Genomic DNA, 24727 nt, shown 5'->3' with positions numbered 1-24727 from the left:
GGTAGGTACCGCTACCTCCGCCTTCCTCCCCACCACCACCCTCAACGGAGAAGCTTCGCTTCACTGTTACCTTGCGGAACTGTGCGAGTAGGCATCGTGATTCTTCCGGAAGATCGTTGGTGGGCCGCCGAGCCGAAGTGGCGCGCCGCCGAGGAGTACGGCTTCGACCACGCCTGGACGTATGACCACCTGGGGTGGCGCAACCTGGTCGACGGTCCGTGGTTCTCCGCGATCCCGACCCTCACCGCGGCGGCGATGGTGACGTCCCGCATCCGGCTCGGCACCTTCGTGGCGTCGCCGGTCGCCCGGCACCCGGTGCCGTTCATGCGCGAGCTCAACACCCTCGACGACATCTCCGACGGCCGGTTCGTCCTCGGCGTCGGCGCGGGCGTCGACCACCTGCACTACGACGGCGCGGTGCTCGACACGCCGGAGCTGACGGCGAAGCAGCGCGCCGACCGGTTCACCGAGTTCGTCGAGGCCCTCGACGGGCTGCTGATGACCGACAAGTTCGACTTCGACGGCGAGTACTACCGGGCCCGCGAGGCCCGCAACCTGCCGGGGCCGGTCCAGCGGCCGCGGCTGCCCTTCGTCGTCGCGGCGAACGGCCCGCGCACGATGACGCTGGCGGCGCGCTTCGGCGCGGGCTGGGTGACCACGGGCAAGGGCGGCGCGACGGCCGACGACTGGTGGCGCGGCATCAAGGAGCTCACCGAGCTGTTCGACCAGCGCCTGGACGCGGCCGGCCGCGAGCGGGCGAGCATCCAGCGGTACCTCAGCCTGGACGCCTCCCCGGTGTTCTCGCTGAGCAGCGTGGAGGCGTTCCGCGACGCGGCGGGCCGCGCGGGGGAGCTGGGCTTCACCGACGTCATCGCGCACTGGCCGCGGTCGTCGTCGCCGTACGAAGGCCGCGAAACCGTCCTGGAGCAGGTCGCGAGCGACGTCCTGCCGGAGCTCCACGGCGGCTGATCGCTAGGCCGAACGAGTGACATCCGGATGACCGGGAAACCGATTGCCGTCCCTGAGGCGTCGTTCATTGCAGACGACCGAGATCACCCCGGGGGTGGTTGGGGGACGGGAGGGCCCTCGTGGCCGCGGCACGGGGCGCCGCGGCCACGAGGGTTTTACTTCACGATCCGGTAGATCACGGCACCCGGGTTCCGGTAGACGGGCTTGACGAAGTCGTGCCCGTCCAGGTGCTGCAGACCCGGCGCGATCGGGGTGTCCCGGCGGATCGTGCCGCTGCCGACCAGCACGTAGTGCACGTTCAGCCGCCGAACCGCCGCCCGGACCTCGGGGTCGGAGTCGTAGTCGCGGAAGTGCCCGGCCAGGTAGAGGGCGTCCGGCGGCGCCACGCCCGCGTCGTAGTGGCCGGCCACCGGGTGCACGCCGGTGAGCGCGTACATCCAGGCCGTGCCGTCCATGCGGTCGTTGAGCACCTTCTGGTCCGCGGGGATCCCCAGCGTGCCGAGGTGGTCCATCGCGTCGATCTCGTCCTGGCTGACCGGCGGGACCGTCTCGCCGGGCAGGCCGTTGTAGTACAGCAGCGACACCGTCTTGGCGTTGGCCGCGCGGTAGAACCCGCCGGTCAGCACGCCCATCGCGACCACCAGCAGCACCGCCGTCGCCAGCCCGACCCGGCCGGTCAGCCACGGCCGCGCCCGCACCCAGGCTCGGCCGCTCGCCACCTTCGCCAGCCACTGCTGGGCCTCGCTCATCCCGTGCGCGGCGAGCAGGCACATCGGGATCGCCGCCAGCGCCATCAGCCGGAACCGGTCGTTCCACCACGGCCGCGACAGCGAGATCACCCAGTCTTCGCCGCCGAAGCACGCGACGACGATGAACAGCGCCGACAGGACCAGCGCCGAGAGCCCCACCCAGCGCATGCGCCGCAGCCGCACCAGCGTGAACACGCCGATCGCGAGGAACACCGTGAGCCAGATCTGCGGCACCGGCAGCACCTGCTTGAAGGTCGCCAGCATGGCCAGCGCCTTCCAGACCGGCATGTGCGAGCCCCAGGCGTGGTACGGGTACGACCCGGACGTGAAGGTGATCGCGCCGAGGATCATCGGCGCGGCCAGTGCGCCCGCGGCCACCATCACCGGCACCACCCGCAGGACGTCGCCGCCGACGACCCGCCAGGCCGGGCGGCCCTCGGGCACGCCGTCCGCGCGCCTGCCCCGCAGCGCCCGGTACCAGCGCTGCACGACAACCGGGAACGCGAAGAGGATCGCCCCGAACAGCGCGCTCGAGTGCGCGGCGAGCAGGCCGGTCGCGCTCAGCGCCAGCACCGCGCCGGTGTCGACGCCCGGCCGCACGACGAACCGCTGCAGCGCGACCACCGCCAGCGGCGTCAGCACGATGCCCAGCGCGAACGGCAGCAGGCCGCTCGACACCGACTCGTACGCCCCGGTCGTCGCGCCGCCGGCGACCAGCGCGGCGCTGCCGGCGAACACCGCGCGGCCGCCGAGCTGGCGCACCAGCGCGGCCATGGCCAGCGCGAACAGCCCGGCGATCGGCATCGTGACGGCGTTCAGCGTGACCGGGATCGACGTCCCGGAAAGCTCGTAGACCAGGGCGCCGACCAGGTGGTAGGCGTTCGGGTAGAAGGAGCCGTCCGGGTACCAGTTGATGGTGCCCATGCCGGTCAGGGAGCCGTCGCCGGTCTCGGCGATGTAGCGGATGCCGTTCGCGTGGAAGACGGTGTCCCAGCGCTGGAACACCGCGGTCGTCCCGCCGCGGCCGGAGACCACCACCGCGATCGACACGGCCACGGCGATCGCGACGCAGGCACCGACGGCCAGGTGCGCCCGCCGCGTCCACGGCAGCGGCGGCTCCTCGGCGCCCGGTGTCATCCAGCCCCGCGCGACGGCGAGCCGCCGGAGACCGAACAGCGCGGCGGCGAGCAGCGCGGTGCACGCGGCGACGCTCGCCGTGCCGTACGGCACGTGGGCGATCGCCAGCCAGGGGCCGGCCAGGCCGGTGATGGCGTAGCTGAGCAGCGGCGCGAGCCCGGCCAGTGCCCAGCCGCGGACACCGGCCGCCCACCCCACGACGCCGCCAGGCACCGCCAGTACGGCCAGATAGGTGGCCACCGCGGCGAAGTAGCTCCAGAAGTCCTCGGGTGCAGGCACTGCTTTCCAGGTGTGTCGTAGGCCGAAATGTGATAGTCGGGTGCGGGCCGTGTGACCGACCTGCGTACCCTCGACGCCCGTGAGCGCGCACACGAACCCCGCACAGATTACTGAAGACGATTTCGCAGGTTACGACCTCGTCGTCGTCGGGTCCGGTTTCTTCGGCCTGACCGTTGCCGAACGGGCCGCGGCCGAGCTGGGCAAGAAGGTCCTCATCCTGGAGCGGCGCAGCCACCTGGGCGGCAACGCGTACTCGGAGCCCGATCCGGAGACCGGCATCGAGGTGCACAAGTACGGTGCGCACCTGTTCCACACGTCGAACAAGCGCGTCTGGGAGTACGTGAACCGGTTCACCGAGTTCACGAACTACCAGCACCGGGTGTTCGCGCGGGTCAAGGACCAGGTCTACTCGTTCCCGATGAACCTGGCGCTGATCAACCAGTTCTTCGGCAAGTCGCACACGCCGGACGAGGCCCGCGAGCTCATCGCCAAGCAGGCGTCGGAGTTCGACACCAACGCGGCGGAGAACCTCGAGGAGAAGGCCATCTCGCTGGTCGGCCGTCCCCTCTACGAAGCGTTCATCCGCGGTTACACCGCGAAGCAGTGGGAGAACGACCCCAAGAACCTGGGCGCCAACATCATCACGCGCCTGCCGGTCCGGTACACCTTCGACAACCGGTACTTCAACGACACCTACGAGGGCCTGCCCGTCAACGGGTACACCGCGTGGCTCGAGAAGATGGCCGAGCACGAGAACATCGAGATCCGGCTGAACGTCGACTACTTCGACGTGCGCGAGCACATCCCGGCGGGCACCCCGACCGTCTACACCGGGCCGCTGGACCGCTACTTCGGCTACTCGGCGGGCCGGTTCACCTGGCGCACCGTCGACTTCGAGTCCGAGGTCGCCGAGACCGGTGACTTCCAGGGCACCTCGGTCGTCAACTACAACGACCAGGAAGTCCCGTACACCCGGATCATCGAGTTCCGCCACTTCCACCCGGAGCGGGACTACCCCAAGGACAAGACGGTCATCTTCCGCGAGTACTCGCGCTTCGCGGGCGAGGACGACGAGCCGTACTACCCGATCAACACCCCGGAGAACCGCGAGAAGCTCGAGGCCTACCGCGAGCTGGCCAAGGCCGAGGCGCGCGAGAAGAACGTCCTGTTCGGCGGCCGGCTGGGGACGTACAAGTACCTCGACATGCACATGGCGATCGGGTCGGCGCTGTCGGCGTTCGACAACAAGATCGCCCCGCACCTGACCGACGGCGCGCCGCTCGACGGGTCCCTCGATGCTTGAGAAGGGTCAGCCCACCGGTGAGGTGGCGGTCCTGGCCAAGGCGCAGGGCTTTCTGAAGAGTGAAGCTTCGGTGAAAGCCGCGCGCGGCCTGTCGCACTTCGGCGAGCACAGCGCCGGGTGGTTCGCCCTCGGCCTGCTCGGCGCGGCGGTCGACAAGAAGCGCCGCAAGGACTGGCTGGTCGCGTCGGCGGGCGTCGTCGGCGCCCACGCCGCGTCGATCGCGGTGAAACGCGTGGTCAGGCGGCCGCGACCGGATCACCCGAGCGTCGAGGTCCTGGTCGGCACGCCGAGCAAGCTGAGCTTCCCGTCGTCGCACGCGACGTCCACGACGGCGGCGGCGGTGCTCTACTCCGGCTTGACCGGGCGTAACCTGGTGCCCGCCCTGGTGCCGCCGATGCTCGCCTCGCGGCTGGTGCTCGGCGTTCACTATCCGACAGACGTTCTGGCCGGTGCAGCTCTCGGGGGGCTCGTCGGCGGTCTGATACGACGGAAGCTGAAGAAGAACCCATGAGCGAAACGACCGAGCAGCGCAACAGCGACGAGACGGCCGTGACTCCTGAGGCACCGGAGACCCCGGTGACGGCGGAGGCGGCCGCACGCGGGCCGTTCGGCCTGGTCGGCGGCGTCGTCAAGACGGCGCGGCCGCGGCAGTGGGTGAAGAACGTCCTGGTCTTCGCGGCCCCGTTCTTCGCGTTCTCGAAGTCGACCGACCGCACGGGCCTCCTGCTCGACGCGATCGTCGCCTTCGTGGCCTTTTCGCTGGTGGCGAGCTCGGTCTACCTGATCAACGACGCCATCGACGTCGAGGCCGACCGGGCCCACCCGACCAAGCGGAACCGGCCGATCGCGGCCGGGATCGTGCCGGTCCCCGTCGCGTACGGGGCCGCGGTCGTGTTCTTCCTGGCCGGTCTCGGCGTGTCGTTCTTCGCGAGCTGGCAGCTCGCCGTCGTGCTGGGGGTCTACGAGGCCGTCCAGCTCGGTTACTGCTTCGGCCTGAAGCACCAGCCGGTGGTCGACCTGGCCATCGTCGGCTCGGGCTTCCTGATGCGCTCGATCGCCGGCGGTGTCGCGGGCGGCATCGCGCTTTCGCAGTGGTTCCTGCTGGTCACGGCGTTCGGCTCGCTGTTCATGGTGGCCGGGAAGCGCTACGCGGAGATCATGCTGTTCGAGCGCACGGGCGCGAAGATCCGCTCGTCCCTGAAGAAGTATTCGGCCAGCTACCTGCGGTTCGTCTGGGCGACGTCGGCGGCCATCCTGATCATGTCGTACTGCCTGTGGGCGTTCGAGATCCGCCAGACCGAGCACAACTCGGTGTGGGCGCTCATCTCGATGGTCCCGTTCGTGGTGGCGGTGTTGCGCTACGCCGTCGACGTCGACGGCGGCATCGCGGGCGAGCCCGAGGAGATCGCGCTCAAGGACCGCATCCTGCAGGTGCTCGGCGCGACCTGGGTGGTGACTCTCTTCCTGTCGTTCTACCTGTGAATCCTCACGCATGGGTAATCGACAGGTCCGGTTCAGCTTGTCCACAGCTGAGCGGCGCACCCTGAGGTGGTGGGGGCGGGCAGTGCGCTCGTCCCCGTGACCACAGGAGCGACCATGAACGACCAGCCGCGCGACCCGAAGCAGGTCCCGCCCGACGCGGGCGCGGAGCAACCCACCGTCGAACAGCCCACGTCCCAGGCCGGCGCAGCTGAGCAGCCGACGAAGGCCCACGGAGCGCCCCCGGCCGCGGGCCAGGATGAGCCTGCCGCGCAGGGCACGCCCGCCGCGGCCACTCCCGCGGCGCAGGGCCAGGGCGAGCCCACCGCCGCGTCGCCGTCCACCGGCGGCGGTGCCACGCCCGCTGAGCCTGCCGCGTCGGGCCAGGATGAGCCCGCTGCCGCGTCCACCGGCGGTGCCACGCCCGCTGGGCCTGCCGCGTCGGGCCGGGATGAGCCCGCTGCCGCGTCCACCGGCGGTGCCACGCCCGCTGAGCCTGCCGCGCCGTCGGCCGCCGCGGCGGCGGACCAGACCGCCGTCCACGGCCAGCAGCCGCCACCTGGCGCGCAGCCCGGTCCCGCGGCCGCGGCGCCACCCACCCCGCAGCTGTCCCAGCCCGGCCCCGGCCAGGCCTACGGCGCCTGGGGCCCGCCCCCGGCGTCCGCCCGGCCCGGTGGGTTCCGCCGGTTCGTCGGGCACCGCGCCACCCAGCTGGTCGGCGTCGGCGTGCTCGGCCTCCTGATCGGCGGCGGCATCGTCGGCGGGATCGCGGCGGCGACCGGCCACCACGGCGCCCGCGACGGCCGGCCGGGCATCCACCGCCAGTACGACGGCCCGAACGGCAACGGCCACGGCGGCGCCAACGGCCACGGCCCGGGCTTCGGCGGCCGCGGCGGCGGCAACTCCGGCAACTCCGGAAGCACCGGCTCCGGCTCCGGCGACGGCATCTGACCCCGGCCCCGGCCCGGCACTTCCCCGCGATGTAGCCGGGCCGGCCGCTGTGGGCTGCGCCACCGGCCTTCCGCTCAGATCACGGAAGCATCACGGGCAAGGTACGGTGTCCGGGATGCGAAGCGCCTCCGCAGAACTCCCCAAAGCCGCCCGTGCGCTGCCGGCGGCCCTGCCCGCCGTCCGTTCCTGGGCCTTGCCCGCGGGCGCCGCGGCGGCCTCCGCTCTGATGTTCGCCCTGGTCAGCAACCATCTCATCGATGACACGTACATCACGCTGTCCTACGCGAAGAACCTCGCCTTCCACGCTCACTGGGGCCTGATCGAACAGGGGACGGCGAACACCGCGACGTCCCCGCTGAACGTCCTGGCCCTCGGCGCGGTCACGTTCGTCGTCCGCGACGCCGTGCTGGCCGCCGGGATCGTGTTCGTCGCCGCGCAGGTGCTGCTCGTGCTGGGCCTGCGCCGCCTCGGTGAGCGCACCGGCCTGCCGGCGGCGTTCGCGCCGCTGACGTTCGCGTTGCTGCTGCTCAACCCGCTGCTGCTGTCGTCGGTCGGGCTGGAGGTCGCGCTCGGCGCCACCGGCGTCGTCTGGACCCTCGTCTACGCCGGCGAGCGCAAGGCGGGACGGCTCGGCGTGGTGATCGGGCTGCTCGCCCTCGTCCGGATCGACCTGCTGCTGATCGCGGCGGTGCTGTTCGCGGCCCGCCGCGAGTTCTGGGTGGGCATCTGGCGGACGGCGTTCGCGGCGGTCGCGGTGACGCTGCCGTGGTTCGGGTTCAGCTGGGTGGTGCTCGGCTCGGCCGTGCCGGACACGCTGGTCATCAAGATCAGCCAGCAGTCGTGGGGGCCGTTCAGCTTCACCAACGGCCCGCTGCTGTACTGGCGCAACTTCCCGGCCGCGGCCGCGCTGTCGTTCCTGCCGCTGCTGCTCGCCGCCCTGGCCGGGGTGGTCTGGGTCGTCCAGTACCGCCGCGGCTCCGAAACCGCCCGCCGCCTGACGCCGTTCGCGGCGCTCGCCGTCGCGGGTGCCCTGCACTACCTGGCCTACAGCCGGCTCGGCGTGCCGCCGTACCACTGGTACTACGCCCCGAGCATCATCGGCGCGACGATCTTCCTCGCCGCCTGCGCGTCCGCGGTCCCGGAACGGGTGCGCCGCGGAACGTGGACGCTGGCCGGCGCGGTCCTCGCGGCGAGCGTCGCGGTGTACGCGCTGCCAGGGCTCCCACGCCAGTTCGCCCCGATCACCAGCAACCACGCATCGACGGACGAGTACCGCGAAATCGGCCAGCAGCTGGCAGCGATCGCCCACGGCCGCAAGGTGGAAACGGCGGGCGAGGTGGGCGCACTGGCGTACGCCTGCGACTGCGAGCTGGTGGACGAGTTCTCCGACCGCGGCGCAGTCGACCCGGCGATCACGGAGACAAAGCGCCGCAGCGGCGACGTCGGCCGGGCGCTGCTGGAAGCCAACTTCCACAACTTCGACCACAGCGTGGGCCCGCTCAGCCCGGACCTGGTCCTGGCGACAACCCGCCGCGCCCCACCACCGGCCGCACTGGCGAGCTGGCGGATCGATTCACCGTGGATGGGCAGCCAGAACCTCTACCTGATGCCCGCCCACGCCGCCGGCAGCTGAGTCAACCTGTCTCCAGGAACGCCCAGGGCGAGCCGTCAGATCGGGAGCTTGCGGAAGATCGGCCGCGGGACGTGCCGCAGTGCCGACATCACCAGGCGGAACTGCGCCGGCGCCCACACCAGGTCCTTGCCCGCGCGAGCGGCCGTCACGGCGGTCTCGGCGACCTGCTCGGCCGTCTGCGCCAAGGGTGCGTCCTTCAGGCCCTCGGTCATCTTCGTCTTGACGTGACCGGGTCGCACGACCGTCACCTTCACCCCGGACGGCGCGAGCGCCTCACCGAGGCCCAGGTAGAAGCCGTCGAAGCCGGCCTTGGTCGAGCCGTAGACGAAGTTGGACCGGCGGACGCGCTCGCCCGCCACCGACGACAGCGCGATCACCGTGCCGTGGCCCTGTGCCTTGAGCTTCTCCGACAGCGCGACGCCGACCGAGACCGCGGCGGTGTAGTTCACCGTGGCCAGTTCGACGGCCTTCGCGTGGTCCTGCCAGACCTCTTCCGGGTCGCCGAGGAGGCCGAACGCCACGACCGCGACGTCGATGTCGCCGCCCTCGAACGCCTTGGCCAGCACGCCGGGGTGCGAGGCCGTGTCCTTGGCGTCGAAGTCCACCGTGGACACCTCGGCGCCGCGGTCCTTCAGGCGCTGCACGGCCGCTTCGAGGCGCGGCGACGGCCGGGCGGCCAGCACGACCCGCAGCGGCTTCCCGGCCAGGTACTTCTCGGCGATCGCCAGCGCGATGTCGGACGTGCCGCCGAGCAGGAGAAGGGACTGGGGGTTGCCCACCGCGTCGATCACAGTTCGAGCCTCCGGCTCATGTCAGAGGCGAAAACGCCTTCGGGGTCGATGGAAGCGCGGACCTTGCGCCATTCTTCGAGCCGCGGGTACATCTTCGCGAACGTCTCGGGCGAGGTGCGCGAGTCCTTCGCGGTGTACAGCCGGCCGCCCAGCTCCAGGACGTCGTCGTCGAGCTCCTGGCAGAACCGGCCGAGGCCGTCCTTGATCGGGAAGTCGACGCAGACCATCCAGCCCGGGTGCGGGAACGACAGCGGCGCCGCGTTGCCCTCGCCCATCCGCTTGAAGACGTTGAGGAAGGACACGTGCCCTGACTCGGCGATCTTCTTGACGATCCGGCGCAACGGCTCGTGCGCGTTCGGCGGCGTCGAGAACTGGTACTGCAGGAAGCCCTTCGAGCCGTAGGCCCGGTTCCACTCGCCGAACAGGTCCAGCGGGTGGTAGAAGGCGGTCAGGTTCTGGATCACGCCGCGGGCTTCCTTCGGCGTCTTCCGGTAGTACAGCTCGCCGATGGCGCCGAAGGTCAGCTTGTTCGCCAGACCGTTCGGGAAGACGTCCGGCAGGGTCGCCAGCTGCGGCGCGTCGAACTTGAGGGGCTCGGCGCGCAGCTTCGGCGGCAGCTCGTCCAGCTTGGCCAGCGAGCCGCGGCCGAAGGCGGCGCGGCCCAGCTTCGAGCCGGTGGAGATCGTGTCGAACCACGCCGACGAGTACGTGTAGTTGTCGTCGGAGCCGTTGCTGACCAGCTCGAGCGTCTCGTCGAGGTTGTTCGTCCGCTCGTTGTCGGCCTTGAAGTACGCCGTCTCGGTCTTGGTCATCCGGATCGTCGCCCGGACGATGATCCCGGTCAGGCCGATGCCCGCCACGGTCGCCCAGAACAGCTCGGCGTCCGGGCCCTCCGGCGTCAGCGTGCGGATCTGCCCGTCCGCGGTGATCAGGTCCATCGACACGACGTGGTTGCCGAAGCTGCCCGCGCTGTGGTGGTTCTTGCCGTGGATGTCGTTGGCGATCGCGCCGCCGATCGTCACCTGCCGGGTGCCCGGCAGCACCGGGACCCACAGGCCGTACGGCAGCGCCTCGCGCATCAGCTGGTCCAGGCTCACGCCGGCGTCGACGACGACGAGCGCGGAGTCGGGGTCGATCGAGTGGATCCGGTTCAGCGCGGTCATGTCGACGACGAGGCCGCCGGCGTTCTGCGCCGGGTCGCCGTAGGACCGGCCGAGGCCGCGCGCGATGACGCCGCGTGCACCGGCCTGGGCCACCGCGCGGGCGATCACCTCCACATCGGCGGTGGTCAGCACGTCGGCGGTGGTCGGTGACGTCCGCGCCCAGCCCATGAGCGTGCGACGCTGTGTATCGGGTGCATGGGTCACTCGACCAGGGTAGCCACGCCGACTGACGCCCGGAACGTGACCCTGAAGTGCCCGCTTCTACACTTTGCGCATCAAGGCACAAGCGCCCGCCCGGGTGACCATGACTCAGGCAACGAGGTAAAGCAGTGGTGGCGACCGATCCGCAAGCCGACGTAACGGCTGCTCAGTCATCCCCTGGACTACTGGGCCAGCTCATCCGCTTCGCCCTGATCGGCGGCTTCTGCGCGCTGGTCGACCTGGGCACCTACACCCTGCTGACCCAGGCGGCCGGGATGGCCGCTTCACCGTGGGTCGACGTCGCTCGCGCTATCAGTTTCATCGTGGGCACCACCACGGCCTTCTTCCTGAACCGGAAGTTCACCTTCGCCGGCGGGCGCCGTGACGGGAAGGCGCAGGTCGGCTCGTTCGTCCTGCTCTACACCGTCACGTTCTTCGTCGCGGTCGGGGTGAACCAGCTCATGCTGCAGGTGCTGCCGGAGTCCGCGTGGCAGCACACGCTGTGCTGGGCCGTGTCGCAGGCCACCGCCACCGTGATCAATTTCGTGATGCTCAAGTGGGTCGTCTTCCGCGAGGCTCCGTCCTCTGGGGCCGAGCCCCAGGCCCCAGCCGGGGGGCGAGCCCCCCTGGACCCCCCAAAAGCGCTGCCGACTGAGGAGAACTGAGGAACTTCATGCCCGGTAAAACAGCAACCCCGGCGCCGACCACCCAAGCCGGCGCGGCCGCCGAGACGCGGTTCACCGAGCACACTCCGCAGGGTCGCCTGACGGCGCAGCGCGGGCTGTACGCCGGCCCGGCGCCGATCGTCAGCAAGGACCTGTACGCCGAGCTCGAATGGGGCTCGGCCGTGCGGGAACGTGCGGTGCTGACCCTCGAGCCCGCCTCCAAGGTGTCCGGCAACACGTACTTCGGCCGGTTCCCGGCCAGCTACTGGCAGCGCTGGACGAACGTGTCCGAGGTCTCGGTGGAGGCCGTCGTCACCGGCACCGGGCAGCTGTCGATGGGCGCCTCGGACGTCGAGGGCGAGCCGCGCGTCGTCGCGGCGGAGCTGGTCGCGGACGCCAAGCAGGCGAAGGTGACGCTGACCGGCAAGCTGGACAAGTTCTACGACGGCGGCGCGCTCTGGCTCGACCTCGAGACCGAAGGCGGGCAGACCCTGCGCGTCGAGCAGGTCCGCTGGACCGTCGAGGCACCCGAGAAGATCCGCCCGACCGCGGTGACCATCTGCACGATGAACCGCGCCGACGACTGCCTGAAGAACCTCCAGGCCCTCGCCGCGGACGTGTCGTCGCTGGAGACCCTGGACGCCATCTACGTCGCCGACCAGGGCACCGACCTCGTCGAGTCCCGTGAGGGCTTCGAGCAGGTCGCCAAGGACCTGGCCGACAAGCTGCACTACATCAAGCAGCCCAACCTCGGCGGCGCCGGCGGCTTCACCCGCGGCCTGTTCGAGGTGGCCGGCCACACCGCCACCGAGCACGCGAACGTGCTGTTCATGGACGACGACGTGCTGCTGGAGCCGGACCTGGTGATCCGGATGACGGCGTTCTCCAACCGCGCCGCCCACCCGATCATCGTCGGCGGCCAGATGCTGAACCTGTTCCACCCGAACCAGCTGCACGTCGGCGCCGAGTACGCCCGGCTCAACACGCTCGAGCCCGGCCAGCCGGTCGAGCACTCCCTGACCACCGCCGACCTGCTCGGCGTGGACGAGGAGACGCTGAAGCCGAACCGCCAGGAACGCCGCCTCGACGCCGGCTACAACGGCTGGTGGTCGTGCCTGATCCCCTACGAGGTCGTGCAGGCCACCGGCTACCCGCTGCCGTTCTTCTTCCAGTGGGACGACGCCGAGTACTCCTACCGGGCCCGCGCGCACGGCTTCCCGACCGTGACGCTGCCGGGCGCGGGCGTGTGGCACGCGGACTTCCACATGAAGGACTGGGACGAGTGGCACCGGTACTTCAACCTGCGCAACTCGATCATCACCGCGGCGCTGCACTCGCCGTTCAACCTCAACCTGCTGTCCCGCGTGCTGCTCGCGCAGCTGGTCCGCTACCTGCTCGGCATGCAGTACGGCCTGTCGGCGACGCTGATCAAGGCCGTCGAGGACTTCCTCGAGGGCCCGCAGATCCTGCGTGACGGCGGCGTCGAGGCGATGAAGGAGATCCGCCGCATCCGCGACGAGTACCCGGAGACCAAGCGCCACAAGGCGACCGACGTCCCGGGCATCGCGTCCAACGACATCGGCATCATCAACAGCGCGCCGCGGCCCAGCATGCAGCGCCTGGTGCTGATCAAGCGGGTCCTCGACCGGGTGCTCGGCCGCAGCCGGTTCGGGCTCGGCGCGGTGCCGATCGACGAGGCGAACTGGTGGCACATCGCCCTGTTCGACACCGCGGTGGTCACCGACGCGAACCAGGAAGGCGTCCGCGTCCGGCACTACGACCGGGCGAAGATGTTCGAGCTGGCCAAGCGCGGCGCGAAGGTCGTCCAGCGGCTGCGCAAGGAAGGCGCGGCGGTGCAGGAGCAGTACAAGCGGGCCATGCCCGAGCTGACCTCGCGCGAGAACTGGAAGCGCCTGTACAAGCTCTGATCCCGGCTTGCCGCGAAGGCCGTCTCACGCTCGCCGTGAGGCGGCCTTCGCGCGTCAGCCGTGCATGCCGAAGACGGTGCTCTTGCGGGTGAGGTCGTCGACGTACGCGGCGGCGACGTGGGCGAAGTTGATCGCGACCTCCGAGTGGTCCTTGGTGGTCACCGTCTCGACCGCGCCGGACCGGACGAGCTGGGCGAGCTTGCCCGCCAGCTTCCCGGACTCTTCGGTCGTCAGGGCGAACAGCAGCGGCTCGCCACCGGTGGCGAGGTGCAGCACGAGTGCGGGTTTCGGGTCAGCCATGCCTCCATCGGACCAGCGGCGATCTTCGCGCGGCAAGGCGGTTCGCTGAGGGCGGAGCATCCGGCTGCGGGCGGCGCGCGCGGTGGACTACCGTTTTCCCGAAGGCCGGAAGAACCCCGGGGGGAAGAAGCGATGCCGCACTCGTTCTCGCTGTCACTGGCAGCGGTGGACATCCTGCTCGAACAGCTCGGGCTGGGTCGCGCGCCGACGCCGTTCGAGGTGCCGCACGTCGGCACGACCGTCGAGCAGCGCGCGATGATCCGCGACGCCGTCATCCGCGACCTGACCGGCCGCGGGCTGTGGCAGCGCGGCCGCCTCGACGCGGACGCCGAGCTGGCCCTGGCCACCTTCGTCCGGGGCAGCGTGGTGATCAACGCGGCCGCCGAGCTGGGCGACCGGCACCTGTTCGCCCGCGTGGCGTCCGACGGCCAGTTCGCGGTGCTCGCCCGGCAGGAGGAGAACCTCATCGTCTTCGAGGAGGTCCGCCCGACCGGCATCGTGCCGGCGATCGTCGACCTGCTCCCGCTCACCCCGGCCGCGCCCGGCCAGTCCGTCACCATCTCGCGCCCGGTGGAGCAGCCCCGCCACCAGCGCCGCGACGACACGTACGACCCGTTCGCCGGCGTCTCCGGCCCGCGCTCGAACAGCAGTGCCGGCGGCCCCCAGGTCCGGATGATCGAGCGCGTCTTCCAGGAACCGAAGAAGCGCGTCGGCCAGTTCACGGCCCAGACCCGCGGCGGCACGTTCCCCCCGCTGGCCTGGTTCGACACGCCGTCCGGCCGCTGGCTGATGTCGTCGCGCGCGGCCGCCGACGGTCAGCGCTGGATCACCTACGCCCCGGCCGACAACGCGCGGCTCGCCCAGCAGTTGTACGCCCAGCTCGAAGGCCAGTTCTGAGGGAACCGCCCGGCGCCGCCCCGCGTCCCAGGTGAAGATCGGTGAACGGCGGTTGCGCCGAGTGCCCGGCTAGTAGACTTCCGGGTGCACACGCACGGTGAAGCGAATTCGGGGTGGCACAGCGATGCAAATGGCTGACGGCGGGGGCAGCGCCTCCATCACGGACCTCATCAATCCGCTTTCTTCCGGCGCCATGGGCGCCGCGGTGCAGGCCGCCAAGGCGGAAACCGACAAGCTGGTCGCCGCGGCGGCGAGCGGTGGCTTCAAGATCACGCCGGAGGGCGTGAAGCCGATCCGCGACGCGCTGACCGCGCTGGTCAAGGACCTCGACGGCCTTGGGCACAAGGTGTACGCGCTGGACCAGGCGCCGCAGCTCGGGAGCCACCCGTACGGGCAGACTGTCGCCTCGCACGACCAGAAGAGCGCCACCGAAGCCACGGGGTCGGCGCGGGCCGTGCTGAACCAGCTCCGGGAAGTGGCCACGCAGGCCGACCAGGCCCTGGCCAGGGCAGCCGGCCTCTACACCGCCACCGAAGACGAAGCATTCTCCGCGTTCAAGACCAAGCAGGCCTGAGGTAATGACGAAACTCTTCGTTCGCATCGTTCTTCCGCTCGTCGCCGGCGGGGCACTGCTGGCCGGGTGCACCACCACCCAGGGCGGAACCGCGTCACCCGCGCAGTCGTCGCCTGCCGGGTCGTCGCAGGCGCCGGAGACTTCGTCCGCGGGCGGCGGCGGGACCCAGTCGATCACCGATCCCTGCTCGCTCCTCGCCATGAGCGACCTGACCGGCTACGGCCAGTTCGACGCACCGGAGAACGGCAAGATCGGCACCGCGCGGTCGTGCACGTACCAGAAGCAGATCGCCTCGGCGAGCGACAAGTCCATGGTGATCGGGGCGAACGTCCGTGACGACGCCTCGATCGACCAGGTCAGGGACACCGGCCGCGGGGTGACCGACAAGGACGTCAACGGCCGCAAGGCGAAGGAATCGCCGGACGGCGTCGCGCCCGGGTGCACGCTGGCCCTGGCCGTCGGCGACTCGTCCCGGGTGGACGTGGAGGTCACGGCGGTCGCTTCGTCGGACGAGGCGTGCCAGATCGCCGAAGAAGTGGCCACGAAGGCCGTCGAGCCGAAGCTGCCCAAGGGGTAAGGGGAGTTCAGATGACCACGCGACAGAGCCCGCCGCCGAAGACGGCGGACAAGACGCCCCAAGAAGTGCAGGACATGGCTCCTGCCGAGCGCGATGCCTACCTCCAGCAGAAAGCGGAAGAGGGCGTCGACCCCGGCAGCTGGCTGTTCGGTCCGGTCCAGCAGTGGATCGCCCAAGCCAAGGCGAAGAACCAGGCCCAGGAGATGGGCGACAAGAACGTCGCGGAGGCCACCAAGGGCCGTGACGTCGAGTACGTGCAGGGCCTGCACGCGCCGAACGCGGACTACAAGGGCACCGACCACACCCAGCTCCAGGGGTTCCTCGAGAGCAACCTCAACGTCGAGCAGGTCTCCGAGGTTTCGACCGCCTACCACCAGGTCCACCAGGTCTTCGACAAGTTCGCCCAGTCGATGACCACCGCCGTCAACGCGTCCAAGGGCACCTGGGAAGGCAGCGCCGCCGACAGCGCGCAGCAGTACTTCTCCAGCCTCAGCAAGTGGTCCGACGCCAACTCGCAGAACGCGAAGCTGGCTTCGGAGACCATCTACGACCAGGGCCAGGCCGCGGCCACGGCGAAGAACTCGATGCCCGCCCCGATCCCGTTCAGCTGGAAGGACGAGTTCGGTTCCTGGGCGACGTCGAACCCGTTCAACCTGGCCGACAACGTCGACAAGTCCCTCCAGAAGCAGAAGGACAGCCAGGCGGCGCACGAGCAGGCCGCCGGCGTCATGTCGACCTACGACAAGAACCTCTACGAGGCCGCGTCGAAGCAGCCCGCGTTCGCGCCGCCGCCCAGCTTCAGTGCCGGCGGCGGCTCCGACGACCCCAACGGCACCGGGGACAAGCGGGGGATCCAGGACCACTCCGGCGTCACCATGCCGGGCGGCAACCCGGTGAACACGCCGAGCGGGACGAACAACAACTTCACCACCGGCGACATCCCGGGCGCCAACGTCACGCCGCACATCTCCGGCCCCGGCTCGACCACCGGGTCGGGTTTCGTGCCGGCGGGCACCACGACGCCGTCCAGCTTCACGCCGGGCTCGATCCCGGGTGGGTCGACGCCGAACCCGAACCAGCAGTTCGGCGGGATGCCCCCGATGAGCCCGATGCCGATGGGCGGCATGAACTTCGGCGGCGACGAGGCGTACAACTCCAAGGTCGGCGGCGGCGGCGGCCGGGGCGGCGGCGGCTTCGGCCCCGGCGGCTCGGGGGCCGGCAACGCGACGGGCGCGGGCGCCGCGTCGGGTGCGGCCCGGCCGGGCGGCATCGGCGCGGCCGAGGCGGCGGCGGGCCGCGGCATGGGTGGCCTCGGCTCGGGCGCCGGCGGCCGCGGTGGCATGGGCCCGGGCGGCGGCATGGGCCGTGGCCAGAAGGGCGAAGGCGACGAGGACACGGAGCACTCGCGCCCGACGTACCTGGTCGAGGGTGACCCCGACGAGGTCTTCGGCACCGACATGCGCACGGCTCCGCCGGTCATCGGCGAATAAGGACCGAACTAAAAGGGCCCCCGCGAACGCGGGGGCCCTTTTCGCATGCGGGTTCAGTAGCGGTAGAACTTCTCCGCCCGGCCCTGCCGGACCAGCTTCAGCCACTGCAGGAACGCCTTCGGGTCCCGCTTCACGCCCACGAAGTACAGGCCGAACCGGACGATCTCCAGCGCGCCGATCTTGCGCATGCCCGGCTGGGACAGCAGGTACCCGCGGTTGCGGTACGTGTAGTAGCGCTTGACCTCGTTCTCCGGGTCCTGCGCGTGGAACTTGCCGCCCAGCATCGGCTTGAACTCGTCGGAGCCGTCCGGGTGCAGGTACTTCGTCTTGAGCGACGTGCCGAACGGGAGCCCGGAGCGGACGAGCCGCCGGTGCAGTTCGACCTCGTCGCCGCGGAAGAACAGACGGAGGTCCGGCACACCGACGACGTCCAAAGTGGACGCGCGGAAGAGCGCGCCGTTCATCAGGGACGCGATGCCGGGCAGGAAGTCCAGGCCCAGCTCCGCCTGCGACCGCTTCCAGGTGAGGCCGCGGCGCAGCGGGAACGCCAGCTTGTCCGGCGCGTCGATGTTCGACACCACCGGCGAAATCTCCGCCAGGTTCCGCTTTTCCGCTTCCGCCAGCAGGATCGCGAGCACGTTCTCGTCGGCTGGGCGCCCGTCGTCGTCGGCCAGCCAGACCCAGTCCGCGCCCAGCGACAGCGCGTGCAGCATGCCCAGCGCGAACCCGCCGGCACCGCCGAGGTTCCGGTGCGACGGCAGGTACGTGACCGGCAGCGGGTAGTTCTCGACGACTTCGCGAGCCGAGTCGTCCGGCCCGTTGTCCACCACGACCAGGTGGTCGACCGGCCGGGTCTGGGCCGCGATGACCTTCAGCGAGTCCGCGAGCAGCTCGCGCCGGTGCCGCGTGACGACCACGCCGACAACCGCGCCGTCGGGCAGCTGCCGGGTCTCGCTGACCATCATTCCCCGCCGTTCGTCGTCGCCACCGGCTCGATGCCGAAGCGCTCCAGGGTTTCCTTGCTCATGTTCTCGAACGGGTCGCGGCCCTTGTAGGACGTGAGGACGTCTCGCAGCGAACCCTGTTGCTTGAGGTGCCCCTCGTCCATCCAGATCGCCGAGTCGCACAGCTCGAACAGGAACTCGTCCGAGTGGCTGGCGAACACCAGGATGCCCGAGCGCTTGACCAGGTCCTTGAGCCGGTCGCGGGCCTTGTTGAGGAACGCCGCGTCGACCGCGCCGATGCCCTCGTCGAGGATGAGGATCTCGGGGTCGATGGAGGTGACGACACCCAGCGCCAGCCGCACGCGCATACCCGTCGAGTACGTCCGCAGCGGCATCTGGAGGTAGTCGCCGAGCTCGGTGAACTCCGCGATGTCGTCGACCCGCTTCTCCATCTCCTTGGCCGTCATGCCGAGGAAGAGACCGCGGATGATGATGTTCTCCTCGCCGGAGATCTCCGGGTCCATGCCGACCCCGAGGTCGAACACCGGCGCGATCTTCCCCTGGATCCGCGACGAACCCCGGGTCGGCTCGTAGATCCCGGCCAGCAGCCGCAGCAGCGTCGACTTGCCGGCGCCGTTGTGCCCGACGAGCCCGACGCGGTCGCCTTCGCGGAGGTTCAGGGTCACGTCGTGCAGGGCTTCGATGATCGGCACCTTGGTGTCGGTGCCGATCTTGCCGCCGACCTTGCCGAGGACCTTCTTCTTCATCGACCGGGTCTTCGCGTCGAAGATCGGGAAGTCGACGAAGGCGTTCTGAACGTCAATGCTGACCATTTGTCACACCCAGTAGGAGACGCGAGCACGGTAGTTGCGCATCGCGACGAGCGCGAGCGCCCAGCCGACGATGGTGATGGAGCCGACCACGATCCAGTTGCCCGGTGTGAACGACTGGCCGATCAGCGGCGCCCGGACCACCTGCATGAAGTGGTACAGCGGGTTCGCCTGGATGATCGGCAGCACCCACGAGATGCCCGACCGCGCCCCGCCGCCCATCAGCTGGTCGACCGGCCACACGATGGGTGTGCCGTAGAACAGCAGCTGGATCAGCGAGTTGATGACCTGCGGGATGTCGCGGAACCGGGTGGAGATGATGCCCAGCAGCAGCGTCACCCAGCCCGCGTTCAGCGCCAGCAGGAAGAAGCCCGGGATCGCGAGCAGGATGTTCCAGCTCAGGCCGGGGTGGCAGTACAGGCCCGCGTGGCAGAGGCCGTCCGGCGAGCCCAGCGAGTACCGGTTGTCCAGCGCGCTGAAGAAGATCACCAGGATCACGACGTAGACGATCATGTTGTGCGCCAGCAGCAGCGTCTGCCGCCACACGGTGCGCAGCATGTACACGCTCAGCGGCGCCGGGAGCTGCTTGATCAGCCCCTCGTTGGAGATGAAGGTCTCCATGCCCTCGGCGAGGCAGCCGCTGATGAAGCCCCACAGGATGAAACCGGTGGACAGGTAGGGCAGGAACACCTGGATGGGCGAGTTGAACAGCTGCGAGTACAGCAGCCCGAGCCCGAGCGCGATGACGGCTTGGCTGATCGTGATCCAGAAGGGCCCGATCACCGAGCGGCGGTAGCGCTGCTTGATGTCCTGCCAGCCGAGGTGACCCCACAGCTCGCGGGCGCGGAAACCGGCCTTGATGTCGGCGAAGGCACGCGCGAACGTCTTGCTGTCCGACGTCGGTGGAGCCGACGTCGTTACGGGTGAGTCCGCGGCCTGAACCGTGCTGGTGGCATGCACGTGGACGAGGGTACCGATGGGATGAGCGGCGTCCGGGCCACCCCGCCCGTGTGGTAGAGGTTAGGGGCCGCTACGCGGCGGGGTGTGTCCTGCGTGCTGGTACTTTCTCGGCTTATGACTGCTGCTCTCGGCGCGGCGAGCCTGATGGTCAACCTGCTCGCGGCCTACGCCGACCGGCCGGATCCGCGAGCGGTGGCCGTCGTCGGCAACCAGCCGCTCCCGCCCGACCCCCAGCGCGCGAAGGCGATCGACGCGTGCGACCTGGTGATCCGGGTCAACGGCTTCGTCGTCGACAAGCCTGGCGAGGAGATCGTCGGCAGCCGGACGCACGTCGTGGTGTTCAACCGGGCGATCCGGGCCACCCCGTACGTGTTCCAGGACTACCGCAAGCGCCTCTACCTGCTGGTCGAGCCCGGCCGGATGCACTGGGAGCCGGAAGACCTGCCGGGCTGGTGGCCCGCGGACCTCGGCGCGGTCCCGGTGTCCAACCGCGAGGTCGTGCTGCCGCTGTCGGACGCGCTGGGCCTGCCGACCCGCACCGAGCCGACGTGGTCGACCACCGGCACGCTGGCGGCGTGGATCGCGCGGACGTCGTTCCCGACCGCGCAGCTCGTGCTCACCGGGTTCTCGTTCATCGACAACCCCGACCAGACCTCGTGGGAGCACGCCGCCGGCGACTCCTGCATCGTCGGCCCGGAGCACCAGATCGCCGCCGAAGGGCGGCTGCTGGACTCCTGGACCAAGACCGGCGACACCACCCTCCTGCGCTGAGCGCGCGTCCCACTCACGTAAGGAACACCCCATGGCAGTGCAGAAGCTGGGCAGAGGCCTGATCGACCGGATCGTCCGGGTCGTGGACTTCCGGGTCGACGAACGCACGCGCGGCCTCGCCGACCGCGTCAACAACCTCGAGCACGCGACCGCCGACCACCGGCGCCGGCTCGACAACGCCGAGCACGGCCTCGAGCAGGCCCGTGGCGACCTGCGCTGGGCGCGCGCCGAGCTCGACCGGCTGATCCCGCACGTGGCCGCCCAGGAAGGGCGCCTGGAGACGCTGCGCGAGTCGATCTCGCTGGTGCCGAACGCCGACGCCCCGCAGATCGCCGAGGCCCGCACGCTGATCGAGGAGATCCAGCGGCAGCACGCGCAGATCCGCGTCCGGCTCGCGGGCATCTCCCGCTACGAGGACCGGCTCCGCCGGCTCGAGGACCGGGCCGAGCAGCCCGTCGCCCAGTAGCTTGCGCGCCAGGGAGGCCACCGCGTCGGACGCCGAGCTGCTGCTGAGCTGGCGGAACGACCCCCGGACCCGGGAGTCGTCGCGTTCGACGGCGGTGGTCGCCCTGGACGAGCACCTGGCCTGGCTGCGCGGCGTGCTCGCGGACCCGGACCGGCAGCTGCTCGTCGTGGACCACGAGGACGCGCCGGTCGGCACCGTCCGCTTCGACCGGCGCGACGGCGACGGCTGGGAGGTCAGCATCACGCTGGCGCCCGAAAGCCGTGGTCGTGGCCTGTCCGGCGCGGTGCTCGCCGAGGGGGAGCGGACGGCCCGGGACCGCCTCGGCGTCCGGGTCGTGTTCGCCGCCGTCCACCAGGACAACGCCGCTTCGGCGAAGCTGTTCGAGAAGGCGGGGTACGCCGAAGCCGCGCCTGCCGTCGGCGGCTTCCGGCAGCTGCGCAAGACTCTGAGCTGACCCGCAGTCCACCCCGGGGAGGCACCATGCACGACGTCCGGATCGGCGCGCACTCGATCGGCCCCGGCCACGCGCCGTTCGTCATCGCCGAGATGTCCGGCAACCACAACGGCGACCTCGACCGGGCCCTGGCCATCGTCGACGCGATCGCGGAGACCGGCGCGCACGCGGTCAAGCTGCAGACCTACCGGCCCGACACGATCACCATCGACGTCGACACCCCGGCGTTCCGGATCGGCTCCGGCCACGAGCTCTGGGGCGGCGAGAACCTGTACAAGCTGTACGAAAAGGCGCACACGCCGTGGGAGTGGCACGAACCGCTCTTCGAGCGCGCCCGTGCGCGTGGCCTCGAGATCTTCTCCAGCCCGTTCGACCCGACCGCGGTCGAGCTGCTGGAGTCCCTCGGCGCGCCGGCGTACAAGATCGCGTCGTCGGAGATCGTCGACTTGCCGCTGGTCGAGCTGTGCGCGCGCACCGGCAAGCCGCTGGTCATCTCGACCGGCATGGCGAACGTCGCGGAGATCGACGCGGCGGTGCGCACGGCGCGGGAAGCGGGCAACGACCAGCTGATCGTGCTCGGCTGCACGGCGAGCTACCCGGCGTCACCCCGCGAGAGCAACCTGCGCGGCCTGCCGCTGCTGGCGGGCTTGACCCAGTCGCTGGTCGGCCTCTCCGACCACACCCCGGGCATCGGGGCGCCGGTCGCCGCCGTCGCACTGGGCGCGGTGGCGATCGAGAAGCACGTCACGCTGGCCCGCGCGGACGGCGGCGTCGACTCGGAGTTCTCGCTGGAGCCGGCCGAGCTGGCCGCACTGGTCACCGAGACGCACCGGGCGTGGGAAGCGCTGGGCGAGCCGGTGCTGGGCCCGCGCGAGAGCGAGAAGGAGGGCCTGCGGCTGCGCCGGTCCCTCTACGTCGTCGAGGACGTCCTGGCCGGGGACGAGGTCACCGCGGCGAACGTCCGGTCGATCCGGCCCGCGGGCGGGCTGGCCCCGGCCGAGATCACGGCCGTGGTGGGGCGCACCTTCCGCGTCGACGCCGCGAAGGGCACGCCCCTGACCTGGGACCTGATCTAGAAGAACGCGCGCACGGCGTCGACAACGCGGTCGACGTCGGCGTCGGTCAGCGACGGGAACAACGGCAGCGAGAGCTCCTGCTCGTAGTACGCCTCGGCGTTCGGGCAGAGCCCGCGCCGGTAGCCGAGGTCCTCGAACACGGGGTGCCAGTACGCCGGGATGTAGTTGACCTGCACGCCGATGCCCGCGCCGCGCAGGTGCTCGAACAGCGCCCGGCGGCGGCCTTCCAGCACCCGCAGCGGGTAGAGGTGCCACACGGGGTCGGCGCCGGGGCGGCTCGGCGGCGTGGCGACGCCGTCGACGTCCGCGAGCGCCGCGGAGTACCGCGCGTGGATCTCGGCGCGGCGCTTCTTGAACTCCGCGAGCCGGGTGAGCTGGCTGCTGCCGAGCGCGCAGAGGACGTCCGGCAGGCGGTAGTTCAGGCCGAACTCGTGCACCTCCTGGTGCCAGCCGCCTTCGTCGGGGTAGCGCTGCTCGGCGCGGTCGCGGACCAGGCCGTGGTTGCGGAACATCCGCGCGCGGTGCAGGAGGTGCGCATGGGGGGTGACGACGGCGCCGCCTTCGGCCGTCGTCAGGTTCTTCGTCGGGAAGAACGAGAACGTCGTCAGGTCGGCGATCGAACCCACCGCGCGGCCCTGCCAGGAGCCGCCGACGGAGTGCGCCGCGTCCTCGAGGAGCAGCGCGCCGGCTTTCCGGGCGACCTCGCCCAGCGCGTCCAGCTCGGCCGGGTGGCCGGCGTAGTCGACGGCGGCGACGACCTTGGTGCGGTCGGTCACCGCGGCTTCCGCCGCCTCGACCGAAAGGTTCCCCGTGTCCGGTTCGACGTCGGCGAAGACCACCTTCGCGCCGTGCAGGGCGGCGGTCGCGGCCGTCGCGACGAAGGTCATCGGCGAGGTGACGACCTCGTCGCCGGGCTTGAGGCCCGCCGCCGCGTACGCGACGTGCAGCGCGGCCGTGCCCGACGTGACGGCCACCGCGGGCGTGCCCCCGGTGTGCGTCGCGAGGTCGGTTTCGAACTGCTGGACCGCGGGCCCGGTCGTGAGCCAGTCGCCGCGCAGGACGCCGACGACGGCCTGGATGTCCTCTTCGCTGATCGACTGGCGGCCGTAGGGGAGGAAATCAGCCATGCTGCTCGACCAGTTCGCGCAGCTCCTCCGCGTCCAGCCAGAGGTCGTTGGTGTCCGAACGGTAGGCGAAGCCCTCCGGCATGGGCGTGCCGTCGGCGGGCGGCTGGAAGCCCCAGCCTGCCAGGTGCGGCTGGACGACGTAGCGGTCCTTGAGCTGGACCGTCCGGCGCGCGTCGTCGGGGGCGATCATCTCCTCGTGCAGCTTCTCGCCCGGGCGGATGCCGACCTCGTGCATCTCGCTGCCCGGCGCGATCGCCTGGGCCAGGTCGACGAGCCGCATGCTCGGGATCCGCGGCACGTAGAGCTCGCCGCCGTGCATCTGGTCGAACGAGTCGACGACGAACCGCACGGCCTGGGGGAGCGTGATCCAGAAGCGGGTCATGTCCTTGTGCGTGATCGGCAGCGACTCGCCCTGCTCGGCCAGCTTGCGGAAGAACGGGATGACGCTGCCGCGCGAGCCCATGACGTTGCCGTAGCGGACGACGGAGAAGCGCGTGACGTGCGCGGCCGCGTAGTGGTTGCCGCTGATGAACATCCGGTCGGCGCAGAGCTTGGTGGCGCCGTAGAGGTTGATCGGGCTGGACGCCTTGTCGGTCGACAGCGCGACGACCTTCTTGACGCCGGTGTCGATCGCCGCCTCGATCACGTTCTGCGAGCCCATGACGTTGGTCTGGACGAACTCGAACGGGTTGTACTCGCCGGTGTCGACCTGCTTGAGCGCGGCGGCGTGCACGACGTAGTCGACGCCGTGCATGGCGCGCTCCAGCCGGCGCCGGTCGCGGATGTCGCCGATGAACCAGCGCAGGCGCGGGTTGTCGCCGAACAGCTGGCGGGTTTCGTACTGCTTCAGCTCGTCGCGGGAGAGCACGACCAGGCGGCTCGGGTTCAGCTCGGCGAGCGCGTGCGCGATGAACGCCTTGCCGAAGGAACCGGTCCCGCCGGTGAGCAGGATGCTGGAGCCATCCAGCTCGGACATCGTTGACCTCCGCGTTTGGGGTGGGTTGCCGTCGGCC

25 protein-coding genes are annotated in these 24727 nt (G+C 70.6%); 16 read left to right on the top strand and 9 right to left on the bottom strand.

All coding sequences use genetic code 11. The features are described 5' to 3' along the window. The first annotated feature begins 81 nt into the window (after window positions 1-81). A complete protein-coding gene (locus tag ACH54P_RS28275; RefSeq protein WP_489906369.1) occupies window positions 82-969 on the top strand; it encodes an LLM class flavin-dependent oxidoreductase in 888 nt (295 codons plus the stop codon). Window positions 970-1124: 155 nt separating this feature from the next. Here the strand turns inward: ACH54P_RS28275 and ACH54P_RS28270 are convergent, their stop codons facing one another. Continuing rightward, entirely contained in the window at window positions 1125-3134 is a 2010-nt protein-coding gene (locus tag ACH54P_RS28270; protein ID WP_489906368.1) for a DUF6541 family protein, read from the bottom strand. A gap of 79 nt (window positions 3135-3213) precedes the next feature. On the opposite strand from ACH54P_RS28270, the gene glf reads away from it, so the two are divergent. From glf to ACH54P_RS28245, 5 genes are all read left to right on the top strand, one after another. Beyond that, on the top strand, window positions 3214-4437 hold the full coding sequence (glf, locus tag ACH54P_RS28265) for a UDP-galactopyranose mutase (protein ID WP_489906367.1): 1224 nt from the start codon (window positions 3214-3216) through the stop codon (window positions 4435-4437). Next, window positions 4430-4948: a phosphatase PAP2 family protein gene (locus ACH54P_RS28260; RefSeq protein ID WP_489906366.1), complete on the top strand. Its 519-nt coding sequence runs from the start codon at window positions 4430-4432 to the stop codon at window positions 4946-4948. Before glf ends, ACH54P_RS28260 begins: the two co-directional genes overlap by 8 nt. Next, window positions 4945-5919: a decaprenyl-phosphate phosphoribosyltransferase gene (locus tag ACH54P_RS28255; RefSeq protein ID WP_489906365.1), complete on the top strand. Its 975-nt coding sequence runs from the start codon at window positions 4945-4947 to the stop codon at window positions 5917-5919. The genes ACH54P_RS28260 and ACH54P_RS28255 overlap by 4 nt, the downstream gene beginning before the upstream one ends. Before the next feature lie 114 nt (window positions 5920-6033). Then, on the top strand, window positions 6034-6867 hold the full coding sequence (locus ACH54P_RS28250) for a hypothetical protein (RefSeq protein ID WP_489906364.1): 834 nt from the start codon (window positions 6034-6036) through the stop codon (window positions 6865-6867). Window positions 6868-6982: 115 nt separating this feature from the next. Further along, on the top strand, window positions 6983-8500 hold the full coding sequence (locus tag ACH54P_RS28245) for a hypothetical protein (RefSeq protein WP_489906363.1): 1518 nt from the start codon (window positions 6983-6985) through the stop codon (window positions 8498-8500). Between the two features lie 35 nt (window positions 8501-8535). Here the strand turns inward: ACH54P_RS28245 and dprE2 are convergent, their stop codons facing one another. Both dprE2 and dprE1 read right to left on the bottom strand, forming a co-directional pair. Continuing rightward, window positions 8536-9291 (bottom strand): decaprenylphospho-beta-D-erythro-pentofuranosid-2-ulose 2-reductase, encoded by a 756-nt coding sequence (dprE2, locus tag ACH54P_RS28240; protein WP_489906362.1) that lies wholly within the window; start codon window positions 9289-9291, stop codon window positions 8536-8538. After that, window positions 9288-10622, bottom strand: a complete 1335-nt coding sequence (gene dprE1, locus ACH54P_RS28235) for a decaprenylphosphoryl-beta-D-ribose oxidase (RefSeq protein WP_489906361.1) — start codon at window positions 10620-10622, stop codon at window positions 9288-9290. Before dprE1 ends, dprE2 begins: the two co-directional genes overlap by 4 nt. A 161-nt stretch (window positions 10623-10783) precedes the next feature. On the opposite strand from dprE1, the gene ACH54P_RS28230 reads away from it, so the two are divergent. Both ACH54P_RS28230 and ACH54P_RS28225 read left to right on the top strand, forming a co-directional pair. Next, a complete protein-coding gene (locus ACH54P_RS28230) occupies window positions 10784-11320 on the top strand; it encodes a GtrA family protein (RefSeq protein WP_489906360.1) in 537 nt (178 codons plus the stop codon). 8 nt (window positions 11321-11328) lie between these two features. Continuing rightward, complete coding sequence (locus tag ACH54P_RS28225; RefSeq protein ID WP_489906359.1) at window positions 11329-13248, top strand: glycosyltransferase; 1920 nt, start codon at window positions 11329-11331, stop codon at window positions 13246-13248. A gap of 54 nt (window positions 13249-13302) precedes the next feature. On the opposite strand, the gene ACH54P_RS28220 is transcribed toward ACH54P_RS28225, so the two are convergent. Continuing rightward, complete coding sequence (locus ACH54P_RS28220) at window positions 13303-13548, bottom strand: hypothetical protein (RefSeq protein ID WP_465442913.1); 246 nt, start codon at window positions 13546-13548, stop codon at window positions 13303-13305. A gap of 132 nt (window positions 13549-13680) precedes the next feature. On the opposite strand from ACH54P_RS28220, the gene ACH54P_RS28215 reads away from it, so the two are divergent. The 4 genes from ACH54P_RS28215 to ACH54P_RS28200 all read left to right on the top strand — a co-directional run bounded on the left by ACH54P_RS28215 (window position 13681) and on the right by ACH54P_RS28200 (window position 17086). Continuing rightward, window positions 13681-14445, top strand: a complete 765-nt coding sequence (locus ACH54P_RS28215) for an ESX secretion-associated protein EspG (RefSeq protein ID WP_489906358.1) — start codon at window positions 13681-13683, stop codon at window positions 14443-14445. Between the two features lie 130 nt (window positions 14446-14575). Next, window positions 14576-15019: a hypothetical protein gene (locus ACH54P_RS28210; RefSeq protein WP_489906357.1), complete on the top strand. Its 444-nt coding sequence runs from the start codon at window positions 14576-14578 to the stop codon at window positions 15017-15019. A gap of 4 nt (window positions 15020-15023) precedes the next feature. Further along, window positions 15024-15596: a DUF3558 domain-containing protein gene (locus tag ACH54P_RS28205; RefSeq protein WP_489906356.1), complete on the top strand. Its 573-nt coding sequence runs from the start codon at window positions 15024-15026 to the stop codon at window positions 15594-15596. 11 nt (window positions 15597-15607) lie between these two features. Then, window positions 15608-17086 (top strand): hypothetical protein, encoded by a 1479-nt coding sequence (locus tag ACH54P_RS28200; protein ID WP_489906355.1) that lies wholly within the window; start codon window positions 15608-15610, stop codon window positions 17084-17086. Window positions 17087-17139: 53 nt separating this feature from the next. Here the strand turns inward: ACH54P_RS28200 and glfT1 are convergent, their stop codons facing one another. From glfT1 to wzm, 3 genes are read right to left on the bottom strand one after another with little or no spacing between them, the layout of a single operon-like run. Then, a complete protein-coding gene (gene glfT1 / locus ACH54P_RS28195) occupies window positions 17140-18048 on the bottom strand; it encodes a galactofuranosyltransferase GlfT1 (protein WP_489906354.1) in 909 nt (302 codons plus the stop codon). Beyond that, window positions 18048-18863 (bottom strand): galactan export ABC transporter ATP-binding subunit Wzt/RfbE, encoded by an 816-nt coding sequence (gene wzt, locus ACH54P_RS28190; protein ID WP_489906353.1) that lies wholly within the window; start codon window positions 18861-18863, stop codon window positions 18048-18050. Before wzt ends, glfT1 begins: the two co-directional genes overlap by 1 nt. A gap of 3 nt (window positions 18864-18866) precedes the next feature. Continuing rightward, a complete protein-coding gene (wzm, locus tag ACH54P_RS28185; protein WP_489906352.1) occupies window positions 18867-19820 on the bottom strand; it encodes a galactan export ABC transporter permease subunit Wzm/RfbD in 954 nt (317 codons plus the stop codon). Between the two features lie 144 nt (window positions 19821-19964). On the opposite strand from wzm, the gene ACH54P_RS28180 reads away from it, so the two are divergent. Genes ACH54P_RS28180 through pseI form a run of 4 tightly spaced genes read left to right on the top strand, consistent with a single transcriptional unit; the run spans window position 19965 to window position 22587 of the window. Further along, on the top strand, window positions 19965-20591 hold the full coding sequence (locus ACH54P_RS28180; protein WP_489916672.1) for a hypothetical protein: 627 nt from the start codon (window positions 19965-19967) through the stop codon (window positions 20589-20591). Window positions 20592-20622: 31 nt separating this feature from the next. Further along, entirely contained in the window at window positions 20623-21057 is a 435-nt protein-coding gene (locus ACH54P_RS28175) for a hypothetical protein (protein WP_489906351.1), read from the top strand. A 1-nt stretch (window position 21058) separates the two neighbouring features. Next, complete coding sequence (locus tag ACH54P_RS28170) at window positions 21059-21511, top strand: GNAT family N-acetyltransferase (RefSeq protein ID WP_489906350.1); 453 nt, start codon at window positions 21059-21061, stop codon at window positions 21509-21511. Window positions 21512-21537: 26 nt separating this feature from the next. Continuing rightward, window positions 21538-22587: a pseudaminic acid synthase gene (pseI, locus tag ACH54P_RS28165; RefSeq protein WP_489906349.1), complete on the top strand. Its 1050-nt coding sequence runs from the start codon at window positions 21538-21540 to the stop codon at window positions 22585-22587. On the opposite strand, the gene pseC is transcribed toward pseI, so the two are convergent. Both pseC and pseB read right to left on the bottom strand, forming a co-directional pair. Beyond that, window positions 22584-23714, bottom strand: a complete 1131-nt coding sequence (pseC, locus tag ACH54P_RS28160) for a UDP-4-amino-4,6-dideoxy-N-acetyl-beta-L-altrosamine transaminase (protein ID WP_489906348.1) — start codon at window positions 23712-23714, stop codon at window positions 22584-22586. The genes pseI and pseC overlap by 4 nt on opposite strands. After that, the gene (gene pseB, locus ACH54P_RS28155; protein WP_489906347.1) at window positions 23707-24690 is read right to left on the bottom strand and encodes a UDP-N-acetylglucosamine 4,6-dehydratase (inverting); all 984 of its coding nucleotides are present in this window, start codon (window positions 24688-24690) and stop codon (window positions 23707-23709) included. The genes pseC and pseB overlap by 8 nt, the downstream gene beginning before the upstream one ends. Window positions 24691-24727: the final 37 nt, after the last annotated feature.

Source organism: Amycolatopsis sp. N2S4-7, from assembly GCF_058119595.1.
This window is presented reverse-complemented; position numbering and strand designations above follow the sequence as displayed.

Coding starts and splice junctions, on each gene's coding strand:
- ACH54P_RS28260 (WP_489906366.1), top strand. CDS start 4,430: ATGCTTGAGAAGGGTCAGCCCACCGGTGAGGTGGCGGTCCTGGCCAAG.
- ACH54P_RS28255 (WP_489906365.1), top strand. CDS start 4,945: ATGAGCGAAACGACCGAGCAGCGCAACAGCGACGAGACGGCCGTGACT.
- ACH54P_RS28250 (WP_489906364.1), top strand. CDS start 6,034: ATGAACGACCAGCCGCGCGACCCGAAGCAGGTCCCGCCCGACGCGGGC.
- ACH54P_RS28245 (WP_489906363.1), top strand. CDS start 6,983: ATGCGAAGCGCCTCCGCAGAACTCCCCAAAGCCGCCCGTGCGCTGCCG.
- dprE1 (WP_489906361.1), bottom strand. CDS start 10,622: ATGGGCTGGGCGCGGACGTCACCGACCACCGCCGACGTGCTGACCACC.
- ACH54P_RS28225 (WP_489906359.1), top strand. CDS start 11,329: ATGCCCGGTAAAACAGCAACCCCGGCGCCGACCACCCAAGCCGGCGCG.
- ACH54P_RS28220 (WP_465442913.1), bottom strand. CDS start 13,548: ATGGCTGACCCGAAACCCGCACTCGTGCTGCACCTCGCCACCGGTGGC.
- ACH54P_RS28215 (WP_489906358.1), top strand. CDS start 13,681: ATGCCGCACTCGTTCTCGCTGTCACTGGCAGCGGTGGACATCCTGCTC.
- ACH54P_RS28210 (WP_489906357.1), top strand. CDS start 14,576: ATGGCTGACGGCGGGGGCAGCGCCTCCATCACGGACCTCATCAATCCG.
- ACH54P_RS28205 (WP_489906356.1), top strand. CDS start 15,024: ATGACGAAACTCTTCGTTCGCATCGTTCTTCCGCTCGTCGCCGGCGGG.
- ACH54P_RS28200 (WP_489906355.1), top strand. CDS start 15,608: ATGACCACGCGACAGAGCCCGCCGCCGAAGACGGCGGACAAGACGCCC.
- glfT1 (WP_489906354.1), bottom strand. CDS start 18,048: ATGGTCAGCGAGACCCGGCAGCTGCCCGACGGCGCGGTTGTCGGCGTG.
- wzt (WP_489906353.1), bottom strand. CDS start 18,863: ATGGTCAGCATTGACGTTCAGAACGCCTTCGTCGACTTCCCGATCTTC.
- ACH54P_RS28180 (WP_489916672.1), top strand. CDS start 19,965: ATGGTCAACCTGCTCGCGGCCTACGCCGACCGGCCGGATCCGCGAGCG.
- ACH54P_RS28175 (WP_489906351.1), top strand. CDS start 20,623: ATGGCAGTGCAGAAGCTGGGCAGAGGCCTGATCGACCGGATCGTCCGG.
- pseI (WP_489906349.1), top strand. CDS start 21,538: ATGCACGACGTCCGGATCGGCGCGCACTCGATCGGCCCCGGCCACGCG.
- pseC (WP_489906348.1), bottom strand. CDS start 23,714: ATGGCTGATTTCCTCCCCTACGGCCGCCAGTCGATCAGCGAAGAGGAC.
- pseB (WP_489906347.1), bottom strand. CDS start 24,690: ATGTCCGAGCTGGATGGCTCCAGCATCCTGCTCACCGGCGGGACCGGT.